Consider the following 21,070-nt stretch of genomic DNA (forward strand, 5'->3'; position numbering starts at 1 on the left):
AACGACGGCTTATGAATGATCGGCGTCGTGCGCCGCCTCGCCGAAGCTCCACTGCGACTGCACGTGCCTGACCAGCGCATCCGCCTGGGGTGAGAGCTTCTGCGGGTGCCACGCCAGCGCGGTGTAGCTGGGCGGCCGGTCCGTTATCGGCACGTAAACGATGCCCGGCCGGTCATAGAACCGGGCCACCGACGAGGTGGTGAAGCTGATGCCGAGACCGCGCGCGATCGACGTCGTCTCGGCCTCGTAGGTCGCCGCCACGGCGGCGATCGCCGGCGGCCGGTTGCCGCGGGCGTCCATCGCCAGCCAGTAGTCGCGCCAGGTGCCCGCCGTCAGCGGAGCGCACACGATGGGGTCGTCGAGCAGTTCGGCGATCTCGACCTCGCGGCGGTCGGCGAGCGGGTGATCCCGCGGCAGGCACGCCATCCACGACTCGGAGTCGAGCACGAGCATCCGGTGCTCCGGCAGGTCGACCGGTGGCCGGATGATCGCGACCTCGGTGCTCCCGTCGGCCAGACCCGCTGTCGGATCGGAGAAGTCGTACTCGATGGGCTCGACGCTGACCTCGGGATAGGCCGCCTCGAAGTGGCGGACCACGCGGAACAGCAGGTCCGCGCCGGTGCCGATGAGGTACCCGACCCGCAGCACGCCCTGCCGGGTGCCCGACAGGATGACCAGGTTGTCGACGACGGCGTCGACCCCGGAGATCGCCTGCTGCACCTGCGGCAGCCACGCCGCCCCCAGGTCGGTCAGCGCGACCTCGCGCGTACTCCTGTTGAACAGCAGGACGCCGAACTGGTGCTCGAGCTGTTTGATCGCCGTCGACAGTGCGGGCTGCGTGATGAAGAGGCGTTCGGCGGCGCGCCGGTAGTTCAGTTCCTCGCCGAGCACGACGAAGTACCGCAGCTGTCTCAGCGTGACGTCGGCGCTCGTGGTGGCCCCTCCTGCGAGTGTGAACTCCACGACGAGTCTGGCACCGAAACCGTCGCCAGGTTCACACTCGCGGACGGGCGGCGGGCTACGGGTCGCGCGGCAGCCCGAGCAGCCGTTCGGCGATGATGTTCAGCTGCACCTCGGTGGTGCCGCCGTAGATGGTGGTCGCCCGGCTGCCCAGGAGGTACTCGACCCACTTGCCCGGCAGCGTCTTCGGGTCCCCGATCACGCCGTCGGTGCCGAAGGACGAGACCGCGAACTCGGCGTAACCCTGACCGGTGCGCATCGAGAGCAGCTTGGAGATGGCCGCCGAGGGCATCGCGTCGCCGCCGGCGAGGGTGAGCAGCGTCGAGCGCAGGTTGAGCAGCTTGGCGGCGTGGCCCTCGGCGATCAGCTGACCGGCACGGTGCTGCGCGATCTGGTCGAACTGCCCGTCGCGCACGAACTCCACGAAGCCCTCGAGATTGGCCAGGAACGGCGGCTCACTGCTGCCGATCGACACCCGCTCATTGGTCAGCGTGTTGCGGCTGACCTCCCACCCGCGGTCGACCTCACCGAGCACCAGATCGTCGGGCACGAACACGTCGTCGATGAAGACGGTGTTGAACATCGCGTTGCCGGTCAGCTCGCGCAGCGGCTTGACCTCGACGCCGTCACTCGCCATGTCGAGCAGGAAGTAGGTGATGCCATTGTGTTTCGGCGCGCTCGGGTCGGTGCGCGCCAGCAAGGCGCCCCACTGCGAGTACTGCGCTCCGGTGGTCCAGATCTTCTGGCCGGTGATGCGCCACCCGCCGTCGACCTTGGTGGCCTTGGTGGTGAGGCTGGCCAGGTCGGAACCCGCGCCCGGCTCGGAGAACAGCTGGCACCAGATCATCTCGCCGCGGAAGGTCGGCGGCAGGAAGCGCTGCTTCTGCTCGTCGGTGCCGAACGCGACGATCGACGGGATCAGCCAGGCGGCGATGCCCATCTGCGGACGCTTCACCCGCCCGGAGGCGAACTCCTGGGCGATGATGATCTGTTCGACGGGGGCGGCCGCGCGGCCCCACGGCCTCGGCAGGTGTGGTTGCACCCAGCCGCCCTCGACGATCGCGGTGATGCGCTCGCCGCGCTCCATGTCCTTGAGCGCGGCGACCTCCGAGCGGATCTCCTCGCGCAGCTTCTCGGTGTCGGGATCCAGGTCGATGTCGATGCTGCGCATGCCGGTGGCAGTCGCGGTGTCGACGACCTGCTGGGTGTAGTCGGCGGACCGGCCGAAGCTCGCCGCGAGCGCCAGCGCGCGCCGGTAGTACACGTTGGTGTCGTGTTCCCAGGTGAAGCCGATGCCGCCGTGCACCTGGATGCACTCCTGCGCGCAGTGCTGACCCGCGGCGGGCGCGAGGGTGGCCGCCACCGCGGCGGCGAATTCATAACTGTTGTCTGTCTTTATCCCCGAGTCGCTGCGCTCCTGCCCGCCGGAGTTCTCCCGCGCCTCGTCGATCGCGCGGGCGGCATCCCACACCGCGGCGGTGGCCCGCTCGGTGTCGGCGACCATCTCGGCGCACTTGTGCTTGATCGCCTGGAACTGACCGATCGGCCTGCCGAACTGCTCGCGGATCTTGGCGTAGCCGGTGGCGGTGTCGGTGGCCCACCGCGCGACGCCGACGGCTTCGGCGGACAGCAGGGTGGAGATCAGCGCGCGGGCCAGGGTGCGGCTGACGTTCGCCAGCACCCGGTCCTCGGACACCTCGACGGCGTTGGCGCGCACGTCGGCGACCGGGCGCAACGGGTCCACGCTCTGGACGGGTTCGATCTCGAGCGCCTCGGCGTCGAGAACCACCCACTCCTCGCCGCTCTCGATGGCGACGGGCAGCACCAGCACCGAGGCCTGGGCGGCCGCCGGGACGGCGCGCACCTCGCCGCGGATGACCAGGCCGTCACCGTGGCGGGTGGCGGTGAGGCCGGAGTCGATGGCGTACGAGGCGATCACCTCGCCCGATGCCAGTCCGCTCAGCACGTCGGCCCCGGCGTCGTGCGCAGCGACGAGCGCACTGGCGATCGCCGACGGCACGAACGGCCCCGGCACCGCGCCGTAGCCGAACTCGGCGACCACGACGGCCAGCTCGAGGATCCCGAACCCCTGACCTCCGACGCCTTCGGCCAGGTGCACCCCGTGCAGGCCCTGCTCGGCGGCGGCCTTCCAGAACGGCGGCGGGTTGGGGATCGGGTTCTCGAGCGCCTCGTGCAGCACCTCCGAGGGCGCAACCCGCGCCACCAGGGACCGCACCGATTCGGCGAGGTCGGTGTGTTCGGGGGTGATCGCGATGGGCATGCCGTGCCTCCTGAGGGCCGTCCCTATTAACCGGTCGGTTGGGGGCCAGGTTACCCCGCCTGGTTCACCACGTTCACCAGGTCCCGGCCGTCCAACAGGCGACGGCAGTTCTCGACTCCCTCGGCCAGGTAGCGGCGCATGGTGTCCGCGGTGCACCAGGCCACGTGCGGGGTCACGACCACGTTCGGCAGGCCGAACAGCGGATGGTCCGGGGGTGCGGGCTCCTCGCCGAACACGTCGAGTCCCGCCGCCGCCAGTCGGCCGGAGCGCAGCGCATCCGCCAGGGCCGACTCGTCGACGATCGGGCCGCGCGAGGTGTTGACGAGCACCGCGTCGGGCCGCATGCGGGCCAGAGCCGCCCGGTCGAGCAGTCCGGCGGTGCCCGGCGTGAGCGGAAGATGCAGCGAGACGATGTCGCTGGCGGCCAGCAGGTCGGGCAGCGCCCGCCAGCCCGGACGTCCGTCGTCGCGAGTGCTGGTGTGCAGAACCGTCGCACCCATCGCACCGACGATCGTCGCCACCCGCTGCGCGACATTGCCGTAGCCGACCAGCCCGACGGTTCCGCCGCCGATGTCGCGGACGATCTCGCCGAGACGGGGATCCGTCGGCCAGCCCTCGCCGGCGCGGGTGGCGCGGTCGAGCTCGGGAAGCCGACGAAGCGCGGCGAGCATGAGCAGGACGGTGCCCTCGGCCACCGAAGGGGCGTTCGCGCCGGGCATGTTGGCGACCGCGATGCCGCGTTCGGACGCCGCGTCGACGTCGATGGTGTTGACCCCGGCGCCGAGTTTGTGGATCAGCCTGCAGCGGGTGGCCCGCCGGACATCGTCTCCTGACAGCGGACGCAGCACATGCCAGATCACCTCGGCGTCGGGCAGCTCCCGGTGCAGCGTTGCGTCGTCGTCTTCGGCGCAGAACCGTACGTCGAGCCAGTCGGACTCGGCGGCCAGCAGATCGAGCACCTTGCCCCCGGGGGTGAAGTGCGCCAGCACCCTCAGCGCCAACGCTTACCGATCCACTTCGCGACGAGATCGGCCAGCTCGCTTCGCGCGCCCGGAGTGGTGAAGTAGTGGTCGGAGTCGATGGAGCGCATCGTCTTGTCCTCACTCGCCAGCGCGCCGCAGATGCGCTGGGCGTCGGACGGGAACACGCCGGTGTCCTGCTCGGCGTTGATGATCAGGGCGGGGCAGGTGATGCGGGCAAGGTGCGGTTCTGCGCGCGTCTGGGAGTGCCGCAAGCTCCACATACTGATCCAGTTGCGCAATGTGCATGCCGAGGCGACGCCGTGCGCCGAGCGGTTGGCCTTCGCCGGCGGTCCGACATAACACATGTTCGGTGGGCGCCTGTTGGCATCGAGGGTGGGATCCACCATGCGTGGATCCGCCCAGGTGCGCATCACGTTGAACGGGCGGTCGGAGAAACCGGCGGCCTGCACCCGTTTCAGTTCGGCCTCGGCCCAGTCGGTGATCGCCTCGTTGCGTGCGACCTGCGCCGCCCGGTAGCGCTTCACGAACTCGGCCGAGTAGGGCGGCCCGTTGCCCATGTCGAACAGGTCGAGATCGGGATCGGTTGACACCGGGTCGTTCTCGTCGGTCACGGCGGCGTCCATCCAGGCGGTGAGCACGTCGGGCCTGCCGGGATGTGCCGCGCTGGCGATGTAGCCGTCGGCGGGCGGCAGGTCCATGAAGCCGGCCGCGGGGCGCATACCTTCCAGCGGCGTGATGTGGCGGTCCAGCGCCTGCGCCTGGTACGCGGCCATCAGTGATCCGCCGCCTGAGTTCCCGAGCAGCACAACTGTTTCGATGTTCTGCACCTCGCGCAGATATCGGACGCCGACGCCGACGTCGACCAGTGCGTGGTCGAGCAGGAAACTGCTCTCGAAGCCGCGGAACCGGGTGTTCCAGCCGAGGAAGCCGATGCCGCGGGTGGCCATGTACTCCGCGAGGTAGTGCTCGGAGAAGTCGATCTGGTAGTGGGCGGCGATCATCGCCACCTTGGGTTTGCGGCCCACGCCCCGGTAGTAGATGCCCTGGCAAGGGTGCCCGCCCGAACCGGCCCGTCGCGCAGTGGGCGAGTCGAGCCCAACGAATTCGCGGGTGACCCCCGGTGTGCCTGCTGTCCTCGTCATGTTCCCCCAGCCCCCCGGCCGTAGATCGTCCGACAGAAGATGTCGGCGGGGGTCGGGACGCACGCGTCGTCGTCGACGAGCCGCGCGGCCCTGCCCCCCGTCCATCGTGTGTAGCAGAAGTGGTCAAGCATCGACAGCACCGCCACGGCACATCGGAGTTGACGCATCTCGGAACGGCATTCGGCGATATCGAGGTCGACTGAGGACACCCTGGCCTCGTGGGTGAGTGCCGCACGCGCAGAAGAGCTGGCGGCCGCACGGGTATGCCGGCGGCGGGCGTGGCGGGGCGCAGTCGTCACAGCCGGTGAACCCCTCTCCGGGCATTGAGCGGGTCTGAAACCGATGTTAGATTCAGTTCTGCCGCTTGACCGGTTTTTCGCCATAACCACAGGAGCCGAGCATGATCAAGCCGCACAATCCGAACCGCGAGTTCGAACTCGGTGGCATCAACCATGTGGCACTGGTTTGTTCGGACATGGCGAAGACCGTCGACTTCTACAGCAACGTGCTGGGGATGCCGCTGATCAAGTCGCTCGACCTGCCGGGTGGCGTCGGCCAGCACTTCTTCTTCGACGCCGGAAACGGTGACTGTGTCGCGTTCTTCTGGTTCCGCGACGCGCCGGACGGGGTGCCGGGGGTGTCCTCGCCCGCGGCGATCCCGGGCATCGGCGAGATCGTCAGTGCCACCGGCTCGATGAACCACCTCGCCTTCCATGTGCCCGCCGAGAAGTTCGACGAGTACCGCCGGAAATTGAAGGAGAAGGGCGTCCGCGTCGGGCCCATCCTCAATCACGACGAGAGCGAGATGCAGGTGTCGGCCACGGTCCATCCGGGCGTCTACGTGCGATCGTTCTACTTCTTCGATCCCGATGGCGTTACGCTCGAATTCGCCTGCTGGACACGCGAATTCACTGACGAGGAAGCGCAGACTCCGCCGAAGACGCAGGCTGACCGGACGCTCAGTCGCGGAACAGCCGCGGTTCGCTGAGGTCGTCGATGATCGCGGTCAGCTGGTCGACGAGCTGATCCGGAGCCAGTGCCAGTTCGCCGTCCAGCCAGGCGCTGATGGTCTGCCCGACGCCGCCGACGACGAAATGTGCTGTCGCCTTGATGCGTTCGTTCTCGTCGCGGCGTAGCGCGGCACTGACGTGCCGGCCGGACAGCATCGCGAACAGGGCGCCTGATTCCGCACGCTTGCGCACCACCACGGCGTTGGACAGCTGCGAATTGAACAGCAGCCGGCCGATGCGGGCGTCGCCGTCGACCGTGCGAACGATCTCGGTCATCACCGCCCGCGTCTGGTCCTTCGGCGCCGCCGCGGCCGCGGCGGCCTGGGTGGTGGCCGCGATGTCGGCGATCACCCAGTCGAACACCGCACCGACGAAGTCGTCCTTGTCGGTGAAGCCCTCGTAGAAGTACCGGACGCCGACACCGGCCTCCCGGCAGATCGCCCGCACGGTCAGGTCCGCCAGGTCGTCGCCGGCGGAGCCGAGCAGGGCGAGGCCGGCCTCGAGGAACCGGCGTCTGCGCTGGGCCAGCCGCTCGGGCGCCTCGACGCCGCGGTACGGCCGGACCTGTGCCATCCGCCCATCTTGACACCCGTCAGCGGCGCAGGGCAATATCAGGAAACATTCGTTATCACTTTTATCGACGAGGAGTGCCCGATGACGGTCACCGAGCCGGTCCCGCACGTCGAGCGCGCGGTCAGCGAGCCGGCACGGCCGCGACCCGCTGCGCGCCGGTCACTGCTCGCCGGCCGCCGAGCCACCCGGGACGACGGCCTGATGGGCGTCGCGCTGCTGGCAGGCCCGGCCAACGTGATCATGCAGCTGGCCCGGCCGGGCGTCGGCTACGGCGTGTACGAGAGCCGTGTCGACAGCGGCCGCATCGACCTGCACCCGATCAAGCGCGCCCGCACCACGTTCACCTACCTGGCCGTCGCGACCCGCGGCACCGACGCGCAGAAGGCGGCCTACCGGCGCGCGGTGAACACGGCCCACGCGCAGGTGTACTCGACCGACGAGAGCCCGGTGAAGTACCACGCGTTCGACAAGGATCTTCAGCTGTGGGTGGCCGCGTGCCTGTACAAGGGCGGCGTCGACATCCAGCGCATCTTCATCGGCGAGATGGACGACGAGACCGCCGACGAGCACTACCGCGACAGTGCGACGCTGGGCACGACGCTGCAGGTGCCACTGGAGATGTGGCCGGCCGACCGTGCGGCGTTCGACAAGTACTGGCAGGAGTCGCTCGACCAGGTCCACATCGATGACACGGTGCGCGAGTACCTGTTCCCCATCGCCGCGGGCCGCATCCGTGGCGTCCGGCTGCCGCCCGCCGTCCAGCGCCGCCTCGACGCGGCCAACCTGCTGATCACCACCGGCTTTCTGCCGCAACGGTTCCGCGAGGAGATGCGATTGCCGTGGGACGCCGGACACCAGCGCCGGTTCGACCGCCTGATGACCGTGCTGCGGACAGCGAACGACCTGGCGCCGGGCTTCATCCGGCAGTTCCCGTTCAACGTGCTGCTCAAGGACCTCGACCGGCGCATCCGCACCGGCAAGCCGCTGGTCTAGTCGGGCTCACCCCTCGGCTCCAGTCGTTGAGAGACAACATGTCTGAGAATCGCCTACGCTGAGGCCGGTAAGCGGCCGGTGATCAGACCGGTCGCGGACGCAAGTGCGCATGACCGGTCCGGAGGTCGGGATGTGGAGGACGGGATCCACCGAAGTCGGCTGTCCGGCCGGGGTCGTGGAGGTCAACCGGCTCCCTCCGCACCGCGCGGGCGGGTTCACCTCGCGCAGTGAACCGTTCGGATTCGGGGTGTCGTTCACCGGCCACCGCGCGGCGGAGATCCGCGTGGGATCGGGGGCGTCGCACGTCCGGTCCTTCGCTGCGGGCACGGTCGGGTTGACCGGGCCGCGCAGCATCACCTGGCTCGACGTCGCCGAACCCTCCGAGAGCGTGGACATCCGTCCGGCCCCGGCGTTGCTCGTGGAGGTGGGCGCGCGCACCGGCTGCCGCTGGGCTGACCTGGAGGAGTACCGCCAGCTGCCCGACGACGACGTCATCTGGGGCACGTGTGTCGCGTTCCGCACGGCAGTCCTTCGCGGCGCCGCGGTGGCGCCGTCGGCCGCGTCAGCACTGATCGCCAATGTTGCGGTGCACGTGGCAGTGACCCATCTCGGCGGTCGGCGGCCTCGTGGGCACGGCGGCCGGCTCGACCCCGCCACGCTGAGGCGGGTGGGCGTCCACCTGCGCGCCCATCACCGCCGGGTGGTGACGCTCGACGAGATGGCCGCCGTTGCGTTGATGAGCCCGTACCACTTTCACCGAGCATTCCGGCGGACCGCCGGTGTCACACCGGCGACCTATGCGATGGCCGTCCGGATGGAGCGTGCGCACCGTTCGCTCACCGCCGGCACCACGGTGCGCGCGACCGCCGACGAGATCGGTATCGCCGACCTGTCGCAGTTCCGCAGGACGTACCGCCGGTTCTTCGGCGATCTCGCTCCAGCGTTCTGAGGCTGGCCCCGTGGTGTCCACCGGACCGATCTTGCTCATTTCGCGTTCGCCCGGTGCCCGGTGCCGGCCGCCGTACTAGCGTCGGTCCGGTCACGGCCGAGAAGCGCTGCTCGCGGAGGGACCCTGATGAAGACCGTGCTGGCGACTGCAGCAGTGCTGATGTCGACGTTCGGGATGACGGCCGTTCCCGGCGCGGCGCATACCGGCTCGTTGACCACCGAGGATCGGTCGGCGATCACCGACACGGTCACGGGTGTCGGGCTGTTCGCGGATCTGCGCCAGTGGGAGCGGGTGGGCACACTGCTGGCCGACGAGGTGACCACCGACTACGTCAGTGTGTTCGGCGGTGAGGCGGCCACAGTGACGCGCGCGGCCCTGCTGGAGCAGTGGCGCGCCACGCTCGGCGGTCTGGACGCCACCCAGCACCAGATCACCAACGTCGTGGTCTCTCCGGAGGGCGCTGGAGCGATCGCGCTCTCACACGTACGAGCCTCGCACTGGTTCGACGGCCGATCCTGGACGCTTGGCGGGGTCTACACCCACCGTCTGCAACTCGGGCCCGCCGGCTGGCAGGTCACCGACATGGCGATACAGCGGCTCTACGAGGAAGGCGACCGCGGCGTACTGCAAGCCGCGGCACGGTCATAGGACTCCTCATGCGGTATCGACTCCTGGGCAACAGTGGCCTGCGTGTCTCCGAGATAGCATTGGGCACAATGACGTTCGGTGCGCAGGGGTGGGGGACCGGGGAGGACGAGGCAGGCGCCATCTACTCGGCCTTCCGCGACGCCGGCGGCAACCTCGTCGACACGGCGAACGAGATCTACGCCGAGGGCCGTTCGGAGGAGTACCTCGGCCGGCTGATCACCGGGCACCGCCACGAGGTGGTCATCGCCACCAAGTACACCGACGCGCCGCCGGGCACCGACCCGAACGCCGCAGGCAACAGCCGCAAGTCCATGGTGCAATCGGTCGAACGGTCGCTGCGGCGGCTGGGAACCGACTACGTCGATCTGTTGTGGGTGCACGCCTGGGACTTCCTCACGCCGGAGGCCGAGGTGATGCGCGCGCTCGACGACCTGGTCCGCTCCGGCAAGGTCCTGTACGTCGGGATCTCGGACGCGCCGGCATGGGTGGTGGCGCGCTGTCACACCATCGCGGAACTGCGTGGCTGGTCGCCGTTCGTCGGCCTGCAGATCGAGTACAACCTGATCGAGCGCACTCCGGAGCGCGAACTCCTTCCCATGGCCCGCGCACTCGACATCACCGTGGTGGCGTGGTCACCGCTGGCTTCGGGCATCCTCAGCGGCAAGTACGCCGGCGGCGGGGCAAGCCAGGGCGGCCGGCGCCTGGATACCGTCAGCTTCCGAGAACTCGACGAGAGAAGCCTGGCGATCGCCCGCGCCGTCGGCGACGTCGCCGCCCAGCTGGGATCTTCGTCGCCGCAGGTGGCGCTGGCGTGGTTGCGTCAACGGCAGCCCGCACAGGTCATCCCGATCATCGGCGCCCGCACGGTGGCGCAGTTCGAGGACAACGCCGGATGTCTGCTGGTGACGCTCGACGCTGACACGATGACGCGCCTCGACGAGGTCAGCGCCGTGTCGATGGGTTTCCCGACCGACTTCCTGGCCACGACGAGTCAACCCACCTACGGCGGCATGCTCGATCGCATCGACTCCCACCGCGATCGCGGAATGTGGCCCGCGCCGGAGTGAACGGGCGAGCCGAGCGCGTCACGACGGCGCCCGCCAGAAGATCAACACCCGACCCATCATCAGCAGCCGCACCGTCGCCCCTGGTAGTTCCTCGGCGACGTGGCGCCTGAGCGTGTGCACGTCGTCGCGCGGCGGCCACACGATCGGTGCGGTGTGCTCCCACTTCGTGCGGACCAGGAGCATCGCGCCCGTCGCCACGAAACTCCGGGTCGCCCAGGGCAGGTGACGCCAACCGGGTCGGGCCAGCGCCCCGACGGCAAGGGTCCCGCCCGGCGCCACCAACGACCGCAGTCGCCGCAGTGCGGCCCGGGTGTCCGGGAGGTGGTGCAGCGCGGCGTTGGACACCACCGCGTCGAAGCGGCCGAGCTCGTCCATGGTGAGCACGTCGCCGCGCAGCCATTCGACGGGTGCGTCGGGAAAGCGCTCACGGGCTCGCTGCAGTACCGGGGCGTCGACGTCCACCGCTACCACCCGCGGCACCCGCCGAGCCAACCGGGCGGCGAGGAACCCGTCGCCGCAACCCACGTCGAGCACCGACGCCGCGTCGAGCGGCACACACCGGTCGATGGTCGCGTCGTAGTGGATGTTGACGTTCCACGGAGCAGCCACGTGCGCCGAGACTACGGTTGTTGACGGGAATCGGCGGAAAACGTGTCAACAACCGTAGTCTCGGCGGGCTCGGCGGTCAGGAAGCTGTCAGCGAAGCGGCGTAGCCTCGCCCGCGTGCGCACCGACGACGACTCCTGGGACATCACCACCTCCGTCGGCTCCACGGCGCTGTTCGTCGCCGCGTCGCGGGCGCTGGAGGCGCAGAAGGCGGAACCGCTCGCCGTCGATCCCTACGCCTCGGTGTTCTGCCGCGCGGCGGGCGGTGACTGGACCGCCCTGCTGGACGGCAAGGCACCCGACCACCCGCTCGCCTCGGAGTTCGGCGCGGCGTTCGTCGACTTCCAGGGCGCGCGCACCCGCTACTTCGACACCTACTTCATCGCCGCCGCCGAAGCCGGTGTGCGACAAGTGGTCCTGGTCGCGGCGGGCCTGGACTCGCGGGCCTACCGGCTGCCGTGGCGGGACGGCACCGTCGTCTACGAGCTCGACCAGCCGCAGGTGTTGCAGTTCAAGCGGGAGGTCCTCGCCGCCCACGGTGACGCCCCGCGCGCCGACCGCCGCGAGGTGGCGGTCGACCTGCGCGGCGACTGGCCTGCCGCGCTGACCGACGGCGGGTTCGACCCCGCGGCGCCGTCGGCGTGGCTCGCCGAAGGGCTGCTGATGTACCTGCCCGCAACGGCGCAGGACCAGTTGTTCTCCGGCATCGACACGCTCGCCGCGGCGGGCAGCCGCGTCGCGGTCGAGGAGGCGACGCCGATGCCGCCGGCGGTGTTCGAGGCAAAGCGCGCCGAGGAGCGGGCAGCGGGCGGGGACAACGCGTTCTTCACGCTGATCTACAACGAACAGCACGCGGCCGCCCAGGACTGGTTCACGGCCCGCGGATGGACCGCCGACACCACCCGCCTCGCCGACTACCTGCGGCAAGTCGGCCGACCGGTTCCGGCGGCCGACACCGAGGCGGGTCCGATGTTCCAGACAATCTCCCTGGTCAGCGCCGTCAAACGGTGACCGGGCTCACGTTTGCGGGCGAGACCGTGAGTCTCGACAGTGAGGCTAGGTAATGCTAACTTCAGCAAAAGTTAGCTTTGCCTACATAAGGGGAGAAAACGGGGGCTGCCCGGTGACGGGGTTCGCTTCCCGTGCACAGACATGGGTAATGACACGCTTGCTGCTCTCTCGCACGGAGCGCCCCGAATCGACCGCGACGTGGTCAGCCGGTTCGCCACCTGCTGCCGGGCGCTCGGCCTCTCGGTCAACGACCGCCAACGTCCCGCAGACCTGACCGCCGCGCGGTCGGGCTTCGCCGCGCTCGCCCACGTCGCGCACGACCACTGCGATGCCTGGACCGGTCTCGCCGCCGCGGGCGACGTCTCCGGGCATGTCATCGAATCCATCTGGCGCACCAGGCGCTCGGCGGGTCTGCTGCAGCGCGAGATCGACCTCGCGCCCGGCGCGCTGGCGTTCACCTATGACACCGGCCTGTACCTGCAGTTCCGGGCCTCGGACCCTGATGACTTCCAATTGGCATGGGCGGCAACGCTGGCCGACAACGAGGCGTACGCCGACGCCGACGAGCTGGTGGGTGAACTGCTCGACCGCCGGCCGGGCTGGGTGCAGGCCCGATGGGTGCGGGTGGCGATCAACTACCGGGCCGAACGCTGGTCCGACGTGGTGCGGCTGCTGACCCCGGTGGTCAACGACACCACACAGGACGAGACGTTCTCGCATGCCGCGCGGATCGCGCTGGGCATCTCGCTGGCCCGGATCGGCATGTTCTCCCCGGCGTTGTCCTATCTCGAGCAGCCGGCGGGCCCCGTCGCGGTGGCCGCCGTGGACGGCGCGCTGGCCAAGGCGCTGGTGCTGCGCGCCGAGGGGGAGGACGAGGACGCCGCCGACGTGCTGCAGGAACTCTATGCCGCGAACCCGGAGAACGCGCAGGTCGAAACGGCGCTGACAGACAAGACATTCGGCATCCCGACCACCACCGCCGCCCGGATCGAGGCGCGCAGCAACCCGTGGGATCCGGCCACCGAACCCGGCGAGGCCGACTTCATCGACCCGGGCGCCCAGGACCGCAAGTCGCACCTGCTGGTCGAGGCCGAGGCCGAACTCGCGGAGTTCATCGGCCTCGAGGAGGTCAAGTACCAGGTCGCCCGGCTGAAGAGCTCGGTGGCCATGTCGCTGCGCCGCCAGGAGCGCGGGCTCACCGTCGCCCAGCGCACCAACCACCTGGTGTTCGCCGGCCCACCCGGAACCGGTAAGACGACCATCGCCCGGGTGGTCGCCAAGATCTACTGCGGACTCGGCCTGCTGCGCAAGGAGACCGTCCGCGAGGTACACCGCGCCGACCTCATCGGCCAGCACATCGGTGAGACCGAGGCCAAGACCAACGCCATCATCGACAGTGCGCTCGACGGCGTGCTGTTCCTCGACGAGGCATACGCGCTGGTGTCCACCGGCGCCAAGAACGACTTCGGGCTAGTCGCCATCGACACGCTGCTGGCCCGGATGGAGAACGACCGCGACCGGCTCGTGGTGATCGTCGCCGGCTACCGCAAGGACCTCGACAATTTTCTCGACACCAACGAGGGCCTGCGTTCCCGCTTCACCCGCAGCATCGACTTCCCGTCCTACTCGGGCGCCGAGCTCGTCGAGATCGCCATGCGGATGGCCGAAAAGCGCGACAGCGTGTTCGAGAAGGCCGCGCACGACCACATGGAGGACCTCTTCGAGAAGCTCGCGCGGTCCACCACGCCCGACGCCAACGGCGTGGACCGGCGCAGCCTCGACATCGCAGGCAACGGCCGTTTCGTGCGCAACCTGGTCGAGCGTTCGGAGGAGGAGCGGGAGTACCGCCTCGACCACTCCGACGTCGACGACTTCACCGACGAGGAATTGATGACCATCACCGCCGACGATGTGCGTAGCTCCGCCGTGCCGCTGCTCAAGGGGCTCGGTCTGACCGTGCCGGAACTGTCGGTGCAGGCATGACCTCTCCCAATTCCCGTGGCGCTTCGCGCTTGCCCTCCGACCCCGAGGACCGGCGCTCCTTCACCTCCCGTACCCCGGCCAACGAGAATCCCGACCGCGTCGAGTACCGCCGCGGCTTCGTCACCCGTCATCAGGTGTCCGGCTGGCGATTCGTCATGCGCCGCATCGCCTCCGGCGTCGCGCTGCACGACACCCGCATGCTGGTCGACCCGCTGCGCACCCAGAGCCGCGCCGTGATCACCGGCGCCCTCATCGTGGTCACCGGCCTGATCGGCTGCTTCCTGTTCTCCTTCATCCGGCCGTCCGGGTCGGCGGGCACGGACTCGATCCTCGCCGACCGCTCGACGGCCGCGCTCTACGTCAAGGTCGGCGAGCAGCTGCACCCGGTGCTCAACCTGACGTCGGCCCGGCTCATCGCGGGCCGTGCGGACAACCCCACCACCGTCAAGACCAGTGAGATCGACCAGTTCCCCCGCGGCAATCTGATCGGCATCCCCGGCGCACCGGAACGCATGGTGCAGAGCACCGACGCGGACGCGGACTGGACCGTGTGCGACGCGGTTGCAGGACCGGACACCGGCGTCACCGTGATCGCCGGCGCCACCGGGTCGGGCGGCGAGCGCGCGGCGACGCTGGCCGCGGACCAGGCCGTGCTGGTGCAGGACACCGAGGGCACCAACGCGGGCACCTGGCTGCTGTGGGACGGCAGGCGCAGCCCGGTCGACCTGGCCAACCGCGCCGTGACCGACGCACTCGGCTTCGGCGGCGACATCCCGTCGCCGCGCCCGATCGCCGCGGGCCTGTTCAACGCCATCCCCGAGGCTCCGGCGCTCGCCGCGCCGCCGATCGCGGGCGCCGGTGCGCCGCCGCAGTTCCCGCTGTCGGCCCAGGTCCCTGTCGGCGCCGTGGTCGCGGCGTTCGAGGCGGACAATTCGATCCGCTACTACGCCGTGCTGTCCGACGGCCTTCAGCCGGTGTCGCCGGTGCTGGCGGGCATCCTGCGCAACACCAACTCCTACGGCCTGGCCCAGGCGCCGAGGCTGGGCGCCGACGAGGTGGCCCGCATGCCGGTCGCACGCGGCATCGACACCGCCGCGTACCCCGACTCCACGGTCGATCTGGTGGACACCTCCGCCGACCCCGTCACCTGCGCGCGGTGGACGAAACCGGAAGGCGCCGCTGAGAGTTCGCTGGCCCTGCTGTCCGGCGCCACCCTGCCGCTGCCCGAGAGTCAGCGCACGCTCACCCTGGTCGGCGCGGGCAGTGGCACGACGGCGAACCGGGTGGCGATCGCCCCCGGCAGCGGATACTTCGTGCAGACCGTCGGGCAGGCCCCTGGCTCACCGACCGCCGGGTCCCTGTTCTGGATCAGTGACACCGGCGTCCGCTACGGCATCGACACCGGCGCCGACGACGACGCCGTCGCCGCGCTGGGCCTGAGCTCCCCGCCGCTGCCCGTCCCGTGGTCCGTCCTGGCGCAGTTCGCCGCGGGCCCGACCCTGTCCCGCAGTGACGCGCTGCTCGCGCACGACACCCTGCTGCCCGACCCGAGCCCCGCGCGACTGGAGAACCGATGAGCCGCTTGATCTTCGAGGCCCACCGGCGGCTTCCGCAGCCGACCACCCGCAAGGGCACCATCACGATCGAACCGCCGCCCGAACTGCCGCGGCTGGTGCCGCCGTCGCTGCTGCGCCGGGTGCTGCCGTACCTGATCGTGATCCTGATCGTCGGCATGATCGTCGCGCTCGTCGCGACCGGCATGCGGCTGATCTCGCCGCAGATCCTGTTCTTCCCGTTCGTGCTGCTGCTGGCCGCCACCGCGCTCTACCGCGGCTCGGACAACAAGATGCGCACCGAGGAGGTCGATGCCGAACGCGCCGACTACCTGCGCTACCTGTCGGTGGTCCGCGACAACGTCCGCGCACACGCCGCCGAACAGCGTGCGGCACTGGAGTGGTCGCATCCCGACCCCGAGGTGCTGGCCACCATCCCCGGCACCCGCAGGCAGTGGGAGCGCGATCCGCGGGACAACGACTTCCTGGTGCTGCGGGCGGGCCTGCACGACACGCCGCTCAACGCGACGCTGCGGGTGAAGGACACCGCCGACGAGATCGACCTGGAGCCGGTGTCGCACAGCACGCTGCGTGGGCTGCTCGACGTGCAGCGCACGGTCCGCGATGCCCCGGCGGGCATCGACATCGCCAAGCTGGCCCGCATCACGGTGTTCGGTGAGGCCGACGACGTGCGCGCCGCGGTGCGCGCATGGCTGGCCCAGGCGGTCACCTGGCACGATCCAGCAGTGCTCGGGGTCGCCCTCGCGTCACCCGACGTGGACGGTGACGACTGGTCCTGGCTGAAGTGGCTGCCGCACGTCGACGTCCCGGGTGAGACCGACGGCGTCGGCCCGGCGCGCTACCTGACCACCACCGCAGGCGAACTGCGGCAACTGCTCGGTCCGGCGCTGGCCGGCCGGGATGCGTTCCCTGGCAGCAACGACGGTGCGCTCAAGCACCTGCTGATCGTGGTCGACGACCCGGAGGCCGACCTCGACGCGATCGTGCGGCGGCCCGGCCTGGCCGGCGTCACCGTCATCCACCGCACCACCACGCCGCCGAACCGCGAGCAGTACCCCGACCCCGAGCGGCCGATCCTGAAGGTCGCCGACGGTCGGATCGAGCGGTGGCTGAGCGGCGGCTGGCAGCCCTTCGTCGACGTCGCCGACGGCATCGGCGCCGACGACTGCCGCCACATCGCGCGGCGGCTGTCCCGCTGGGACTCCAACCCCAACCACGCCCGGTCGACGACCACCGGTGGCTCCACGTTCACCACGCTGCTGGGCATCCCCGACGCGTCCGCACTCGACGTGGCCGCGTTGTGGGCGCCGCGCAACCGCGACGACGAACTGCGGGTGCCGATCGGTGTCACCGCCACCGGCGAACCGCTGTACTTCGACCTCAAGGACGAGGCCGAGGGCGGCATGGGTCCGCACGGCCTGATGATCGGCATGACCGGTTCGGGCAAGTCGCAGACCCTGATGTCGATCCTGTTGTCGCTGTTGACCACTCACTCGGCCGAACGGCTGATCGTCATCTACGCCGACTTCAAGGGCGAGGCGGGCGCCGATATCTTCCGCGACTTCCCGCAGGTCGTCGCCGTCATCTCGAACATGGCCGAGAAGAAGTCGCTGGCCGACCGGTTCGCCGACACCCTGCGCGGAGAGGTGGCCCGGCGCGAGCAGCTGCTCAAGGAGTCCGGCAGGCGTGTGCAGGGCAGCGCGTTCAACTCCGTCACAGAGTACGAGGCCGCCATCGCGGCCGGGCACGACCTGCCGCCGATGCCGACGCTGTTCGTGGTGGCCGACGAGTTCACGCTGATGCTCGCCGACCACCCCGAGTACGCCGACCTGTTCGACTACGTCGCCCGCAAGGGCCGGTCGTTCCGGATCCACATCCTCTTCGCGTCGCAGACGCTGGACGTGGGCCGGATCAAGGACATCGACAAGAACACGTCGTACCGCATCGGTCTGAAGGTGGCCAGTCCCAGTGTCTCCCGCCAGATCATCGGGGTGGAGGACGCGTACCACATCGAATCGGGCCGCGAACACAAGGGCGAGGGTTTCCTGGTCCCCGCCCCCGGCGCAGTGCCGGTCAAGTTCCGCAGCACCTACGTCGACGGCATCTACGAGCCGCCGCGGGTGGAGAAGGCCATCGTGGTGCGGGCGCTGCCGCAGCCGCAGCAGTTCACCGCGACGCGGGTGGAGCCCGAGCCCGACACCATCATCCCGTCCGCAGACGCCGACGTCGAGGTGCTGCCGCCGCGCAAGCTGATCGCCACGATCGGTGAGCAACTGGCGCAGTACGGCCCGAAGGCGCCGCCGCTGTGGCTGCCCCCGCTGGAGGACTCGATCCCGCTGCTCGACCTGCTCCAGCGGTCCGGAGTGAACGCCCGGCAGTGGCGCTGGCCGCTCGGCGAGATCGACCGGCCGTTCGAGATGCGGCGCGACGCACTGATGTTCGACGCCAACTCGGCGGCCGGGAACATGGTGATCCACGGTGGGCCCAAGTCGGGCAAGTCGACGGCGCTGCAGACGTTCATGCTGTCGGCCGCCGCGCTGCACTCACCGCGCGACGTGACGTTCTACTGCTTGGATTACGGCGGCGGGCAGCTGCGTCCGATGGCCGAGCTCGCCCATGTGGGCAGCGTCGCCACTCCGCTGGAGCCCGAACGCATCCGGCGCACCTTCGGCGAGCTGGAGCAGCTGCTGCGGGCACGCCAGGAACGGGGCTCCGACTTCCGGGACGACGGCTACGGCGAAGTGTTCCTGGTGATCGACAATCTGTACGCGTTCAGCCGGGACAACACCGACACCTTCAACACCCGGAACCCGCTGCTCGCCAGGGTCACCGAGTTGGTGAACAGCGGACTGGCCTACGGCATCCACGTCGTGATCACCACGCCGAACTGGCTGGAGGTGCCGTTGAACATGCGCGACGGCCTCGGCCTTCGACTGGAACTCAAGCTTCACGACGCCCGCGACAGCAACGTGCGGATCGTCGGCGGACTGCGCAGGCCCGCCGAGAGCGTGCCGGCCGATCAGCCCGGTCGCGGCCTGACGATGGCGGCCGAGCACTTCCTGATCGCCGCCCCGCCGCTGGATGTGATCCGCGCGATCAACAACCGGCACCCGGACGTCACCGCGCCGCGGGTGCGGCTGCTGCCGACCGACCTGCGACCCGAAGTGCTTGCCCCGCTGTACACGCCGCCCGAACGGGTGGTCATCGGCCAGCGGGAACAGGACCTCGCACCGGTCACGCTGGACTTCGAGCGCAATCCGCTGCTCATGGTCTTCGGTGACGCAAGGGCGGGCAAGACCACCCTGCTGCGGCACCTGATCCGCACCGTCCGGGAGAACTCGCGGCAGGACGACGTCGCGTTCACGGTGATCGACCGGCGGCTGCACCTCGTCGACGAGCCGCTGTTCCCGGACAACGAGTACACGCCGAACATCGACCGGATCACACCGGCGATGCTCGGGCTGGCCGCGCTGATCGAGAAGCGCCGCCCGCCCGCGGGTCTCACGCCCCAGCAGTTGAGCAGCTGGGGATATCAGGGCCACACGCACTATCTGATCATCGACGACGTCGACCAGATCCCGGACAGCCCGGCGGTCAGCGGACCCTACGTGGGCCAGCGGCCGTGGACGCCGCTGCTCGGCCTGCTCGGCCAGGCCGGTGACCTCGGCCTGCGGGTGATCGTCACGGCGCGGGCCACCGGTTCGGCGCACGCGATCATGACGGCGCCGTTGCTGCGCAGGCTCAACGACCTGCAGGCGACGACGCTGTTGCTGTCCGGTAATCCCCAGGACAGCGGTAAGATTCGCGGCCACAGGTTCAACCGGCTGACCGCCGGCCGCGGCATGTTGCTGGACGACGGCGACCTCCCGACCTTCGTGCAGCTCGTCAATCCACTCGTCGGCGAGGCCGCCACCCAGGGCGGCCGAGGGACGGACAGCAACGGAAAGGAATACAGCTGATGACGCTTCGTGTCGTTCCCGAGGGACTGACCGCGGCCAGTGCCGCGGTCGAGGGTCTGACCGCGCGGCTGGCGGCGGCGCACGCCGCGGCCGCACCCGCGGTGACCGCGGTGCTGCCGCCGGGGGCCGATGTGGTGTCGCTGCAGACCGCGGCGGGCTTCAGCGCGCACGGCAACCAGCACGCCGCGACCGCCGCGCTCGGCGTCGAAGAGCTCGGCCGCTCGGGTATGGGAGTGGGCGAGTCGGGCGTCAGCTACGCCACCGGTGACGCGATGGCGGCGTCGTCGTACCTGATCGCACGCGGCGGCTGAGATGACCGCCCCCATCTTCATGGCCCTGCCACCCGAGGTGCATTCGACGCTGCTGAGCAGTGGTCCGGGCCCCGGATCGCTGCTGGCCGCTGCGGGGGCATGGCAGTCGTTGAGCGCCGAGTACGCTTCGGCCGCAGCGGAGTTGACGGCGTTGCTCGGCGCGGTGCAGGCGGGGTCGTGGCAGGGTCCGAGCGCCGAGCAGTACGTGGCGTCCCATCAGCCCTACCTGGCGTGGCTGGCCCAGCAGAGCGCCAACAGCTCCGTGACCGCGGCGCAGCACACGACGGCGGCGGCGGCGTACACGACGGCGTTGGCGATGACGCCGACGATGCCGGAGCTCGTCACCAACCACGTGGTGCACGGCGTACTGGTGGCGACGAACTTCCTCGGCCTGAACACGATTCCGATCGCGATCAACGAAGCCGACTACGTGCGAATGTGGATCCAGGCCGCGACCGCGATGAGCACCTATCAGGCGATGGCCGGCGCGGCGATGGCCAGCACACCGGCCTCGCTGCCATCACCGTTCATCCTCACCCCCGGCGTCGGCGAGGCCGGCACCGCGATGGCGACCCTGCAGCAGACCGGCGCCCAGGCCCAGGCGACCGAATCTGGTTCGGCGCTGAACAATTCGGACTGGCTCTCGGATCTGCTGAACATCTTCCCCGGTGGTCAGGAGATCGCGGACTTCCTGCGGGATCCTATCGGCAACACGATCCAGCTGATCACCGACTTCCTCACCAATCCGGCTGCGGCGCTGCAGACCTGGGGGCCCTTCCTGTTCGCCGTGGCCTACCAGGCCATCTCGTGGATCGGTGCCTCGCTGACCTACCCGCAGCTGCTGATCCAGCCGCTTCTGGCGCTGACACTGGGGATCATCGGCGGCGTGCTGCAGTACCTCAAGCAGTTGCCTGCGCCACCGGCCGACGTGCCCGCCGAGGCGCCCGCGGCGCCCGCCGCACAGGTCCCGGCCCGGGCCGACCAGCCCGGATCCTTCACCGCGGCCGGCCTTCCGCCGGG

16 protein-coding genes and 1 pseudogene are annotated in these 21,070 nt (G+C 69.8%); 11 read left to right on the forward strand and 6 right to left on the reverse strand.

Going from position 1 to position 21,070, the window contains the following annotated elements; all coding sequences use genetic code 11:
* Nucleotides 1–9: 9 nt before the first annotated feature.
* Genes H7I41_RS21785 through H7I41_RS21800 form a run of 4 tightly spaced genes read right to left on the reverse strand, consistent with a single transcriptional unit; the run spans nt 10 to nt 5,366 of the window.
* Nucleotides 10–963 (reverse strand): LysR family transcriptional regulator, encoded by a 954-nt coding sequence (locus tag H7I41_RS21785; RefSeq protein WP_264014704.1) that lies wholly within the window; start codon nt 961–963, stop codon nt 10–12.
* Between the two features lie 55 nt (nt 964–1,018).
* Nucleotides 1,019–3,241, reverse strand: coding sequence for an acyl-CoA dehydrogenase family protein (locus tag H7I41_RS21790; protein ID WP_264014705.1), 2,223 nt, complete (start codon nt 3,239–3,241; stop codon nt 1,019–1,021).
* Nucleotides 3,242–3,291: 50 nt separating this feature from the next.
* On the reverse strand, nt 3,292–4,236 hold the full coding sequence (locus H7I41_RS21795; protein ID WP_264014722.1) for a 2-hydroxyacid dehydrogenase: 945 nt from the start codon (nt 4,234–4,236) through the stop codon (nt 3,292–3,294).
* On the reverse strand, nt 4,233–5,366 hold the full coding sequence (locus H7I41_RS21800) for an alpha/beta hydrolase (protein WP_264014706.1): 1,134 nt from the start codon (nt 5,364–5,366) through the stop codon (nt 4,233–4,235). The genes H7I41_RS21795 and H7I41_RS21800 overlap by 4 nt, the downstream gene beginning before the upstream one ends.
* Before the next feature lie 400 nt (nt 5,367–5,766).
* On the opposite strand from H7I41_RS21800, the gene H7I41_RS21805 reads away from it, so the two are divergent.
* On the forward strand, nt 5,767–6,354 hold the full coding sequence (locus H7I41_RS21805; RefSeq protein ID WP_264014707.1) for a VOC family protein: 588 nt from the start codon (nt 5,767–5,769) through the stop codon (nt 6,352–6,354).
* On the opposite strand, the gene H7I41_RS21810 is transcribed toward H7I41_RS21805, so the two are convergent.
* The gene (locus tag H7I41_RS21810) at nt 6,326–6,949 is read right to left on the reverse strand and encodes a TetR/AcrR family transcriptional regulator (protein ID WP_264014708.1); all 624 of its coding nucleotides are present in this window, start codon (nt 6,947–6,949) and stop codon (nt 6,326–6,328) included. The two genes, H7I41_RS21805 and H7I41_RS21810, sit on opposite strands and share 29 nt — an antisense overlap.
* 81 nt (nt 6,950–7,030) lie before the next feature.
* Here H7I41_RS21810 and H7I41_RS21815 point away from each other — a divergent pair, with 81 nt between their 5' ends.
* The 4 genes from H7I41_RS21815 (at nt 7,031) to H7I41_RS21830 (ending at nt 10,606) form a co-directional block, all read left to right on the forward strand.
* The gene (locus tag H7I41_RS21815; protein WP_264014709.1) at nt 7,031–7,942 is read left to right on the forward strand and encodes an oxygenase MpaB family protein; all 912 of its coding nucleotides are present in this window, start codon (nt 7,031–7,033) and stop codon (nt 7,940–7,942) included.
* Between the two features lie 109 nt (nt 7,943–8,051).
* Nucleotides 8,052–8,891: a helix-turn-helix transcriptional regulator gene (locus H7I41_RS21820; RefSeq protein WP_264014710.1), complete on the forward strand. Its 840-nt coding sequence runs from the start codon at nt 8,052–8,054 to the stop codon at nt 8,889–8,891.
* 126 nt (nt 8,892–9,017) lie between these two features.
* Complete coding sequence (locus H7I41_RS21825; RefSeq protein ID WP_264014711.1) at nt 9,018–9,539, forward strand: nuclear transport factor 2 family protein; 522 nt, start codon at nt 9,018–9,020, stop codon at nt 9,537–9,539.
* Between the two features lie 8 nt (nt 9,540–9,547).
* Nucleotides 9,548–10,606 carry an aldo/keto reductase gene (locus tag H7I41_RS21830; protein WP_264014712.1) on the forward strand — a complete coding sequence of 353 codons (1,059 nt, stop codon included), beginning with the start codon at nt 9,548–9,550 and terminating at the stop codon, nt 10,604–10,606.
* An 18-nt stretch (nt 10,607–10,624) separates the two neighbouring features.
* Here the strand turns inward: H7I41_RS21830 and H7I41_RS21835 are convergent.
* A pseudogene (locus H7I41_RS21835) lies at nt 10,625–11,218 on the reverse strand (class I SAM-dependent methyltransferase); the annotation flags it as partial.
* A 111-nt stretch (nt 11,219–11,329) separates the two neighbouring features.
* Between H7I41_RS21835 and H7I41_RS21840 the strand changes: the two are divergent.
* From H7I41_RS21840 to H7I41_RS21865, 6 genes are all read left to right on the forward strand, one after another.
* The gene (locus H7I41_RS21840; RefSeq protein WP_264014713.1) at nt 11,330–12,223 is read left to right on the forward strand and encodes a class I SAM-dependent methyltransferase; all 894 of its coding nucleotides are present in this window, start codon (nt 11,330–11,332) and stop codon (nt 12,221–12,223) included.
* Between the two features lie 141 nt (nt 12,224–12,364).
* Nucleotides 12,365–14,206 carry a type VII secretion AAA-ATPase EccA gene (eccA, locus tag H7I41_RS21845; RefSeq protein ID WP_264014714.1) on the forward strand — a complete coding sequence of 614 codons (1,842 nt, stop codon included), beginning with the start codon at nt 12,365–12,367 and terminating at the stop codon, nt 14,204–14,206.
* On the forward strand, nt 14,203–15,783 hold the full coding sequence (eccB, locus tag H7I41_RS21850; protein WP_264014715.1) for a type VII secretion protein EccB: 1,581 nt from the start codon (nt 14,203–14,205) through the stop codon (nt 15,781–15,783). The genes eccA and eccB overlap by 4 nt, the downstream gene beginning before the upstream one ends.
* Nucleotides 15,780–19,739: a type VII secretion protein EccCa gene (eccCa, locus tag H7I41_RS21855; protein ID WP_264014716.1), complete on the forward strand. Its 3,960-nt coding sequence runs from the start codon at nt 15,780–15,782 to the stop codon at nt 19,737–19,739. The genes eccB and eccCa overlap by 4 nt, the downstream gene beginning before the upstream one ends.
* Nucleotides 19,739–20,050, forward strand: a complete 312-nt coding sequence (locus H7I41_RS21860; protein ID WP_264014717.1) for a PE family protein — start codon at nt 19,739–19,741, stop codon at nt 20,048–20,050. The genes eccCa and H7I41_RS21860 overlap by 1 nt, the downstream gene beginning before the upstream one ends.
* Nucleotide 20,051: 1 nt before the next feature.
* On the forward strand, nt 20,052–21,070 hold a 1,019-nt coding region (locus H7I41_RS21865), incomplete at its 3' end, for a PPE family protein (protein WP_264014718.1).

The organism is [Mycobacterium] manitobense, from assembly GCF_025821665.1.
In the GTDB taxonomy this organism is placed as follows: Bacteria; Actinomycetota; Actinomycetes; order Mycobacteriales; family Mycobacteriaceae; genus Mycobacterium; species Mycobacterium arseniciresistens.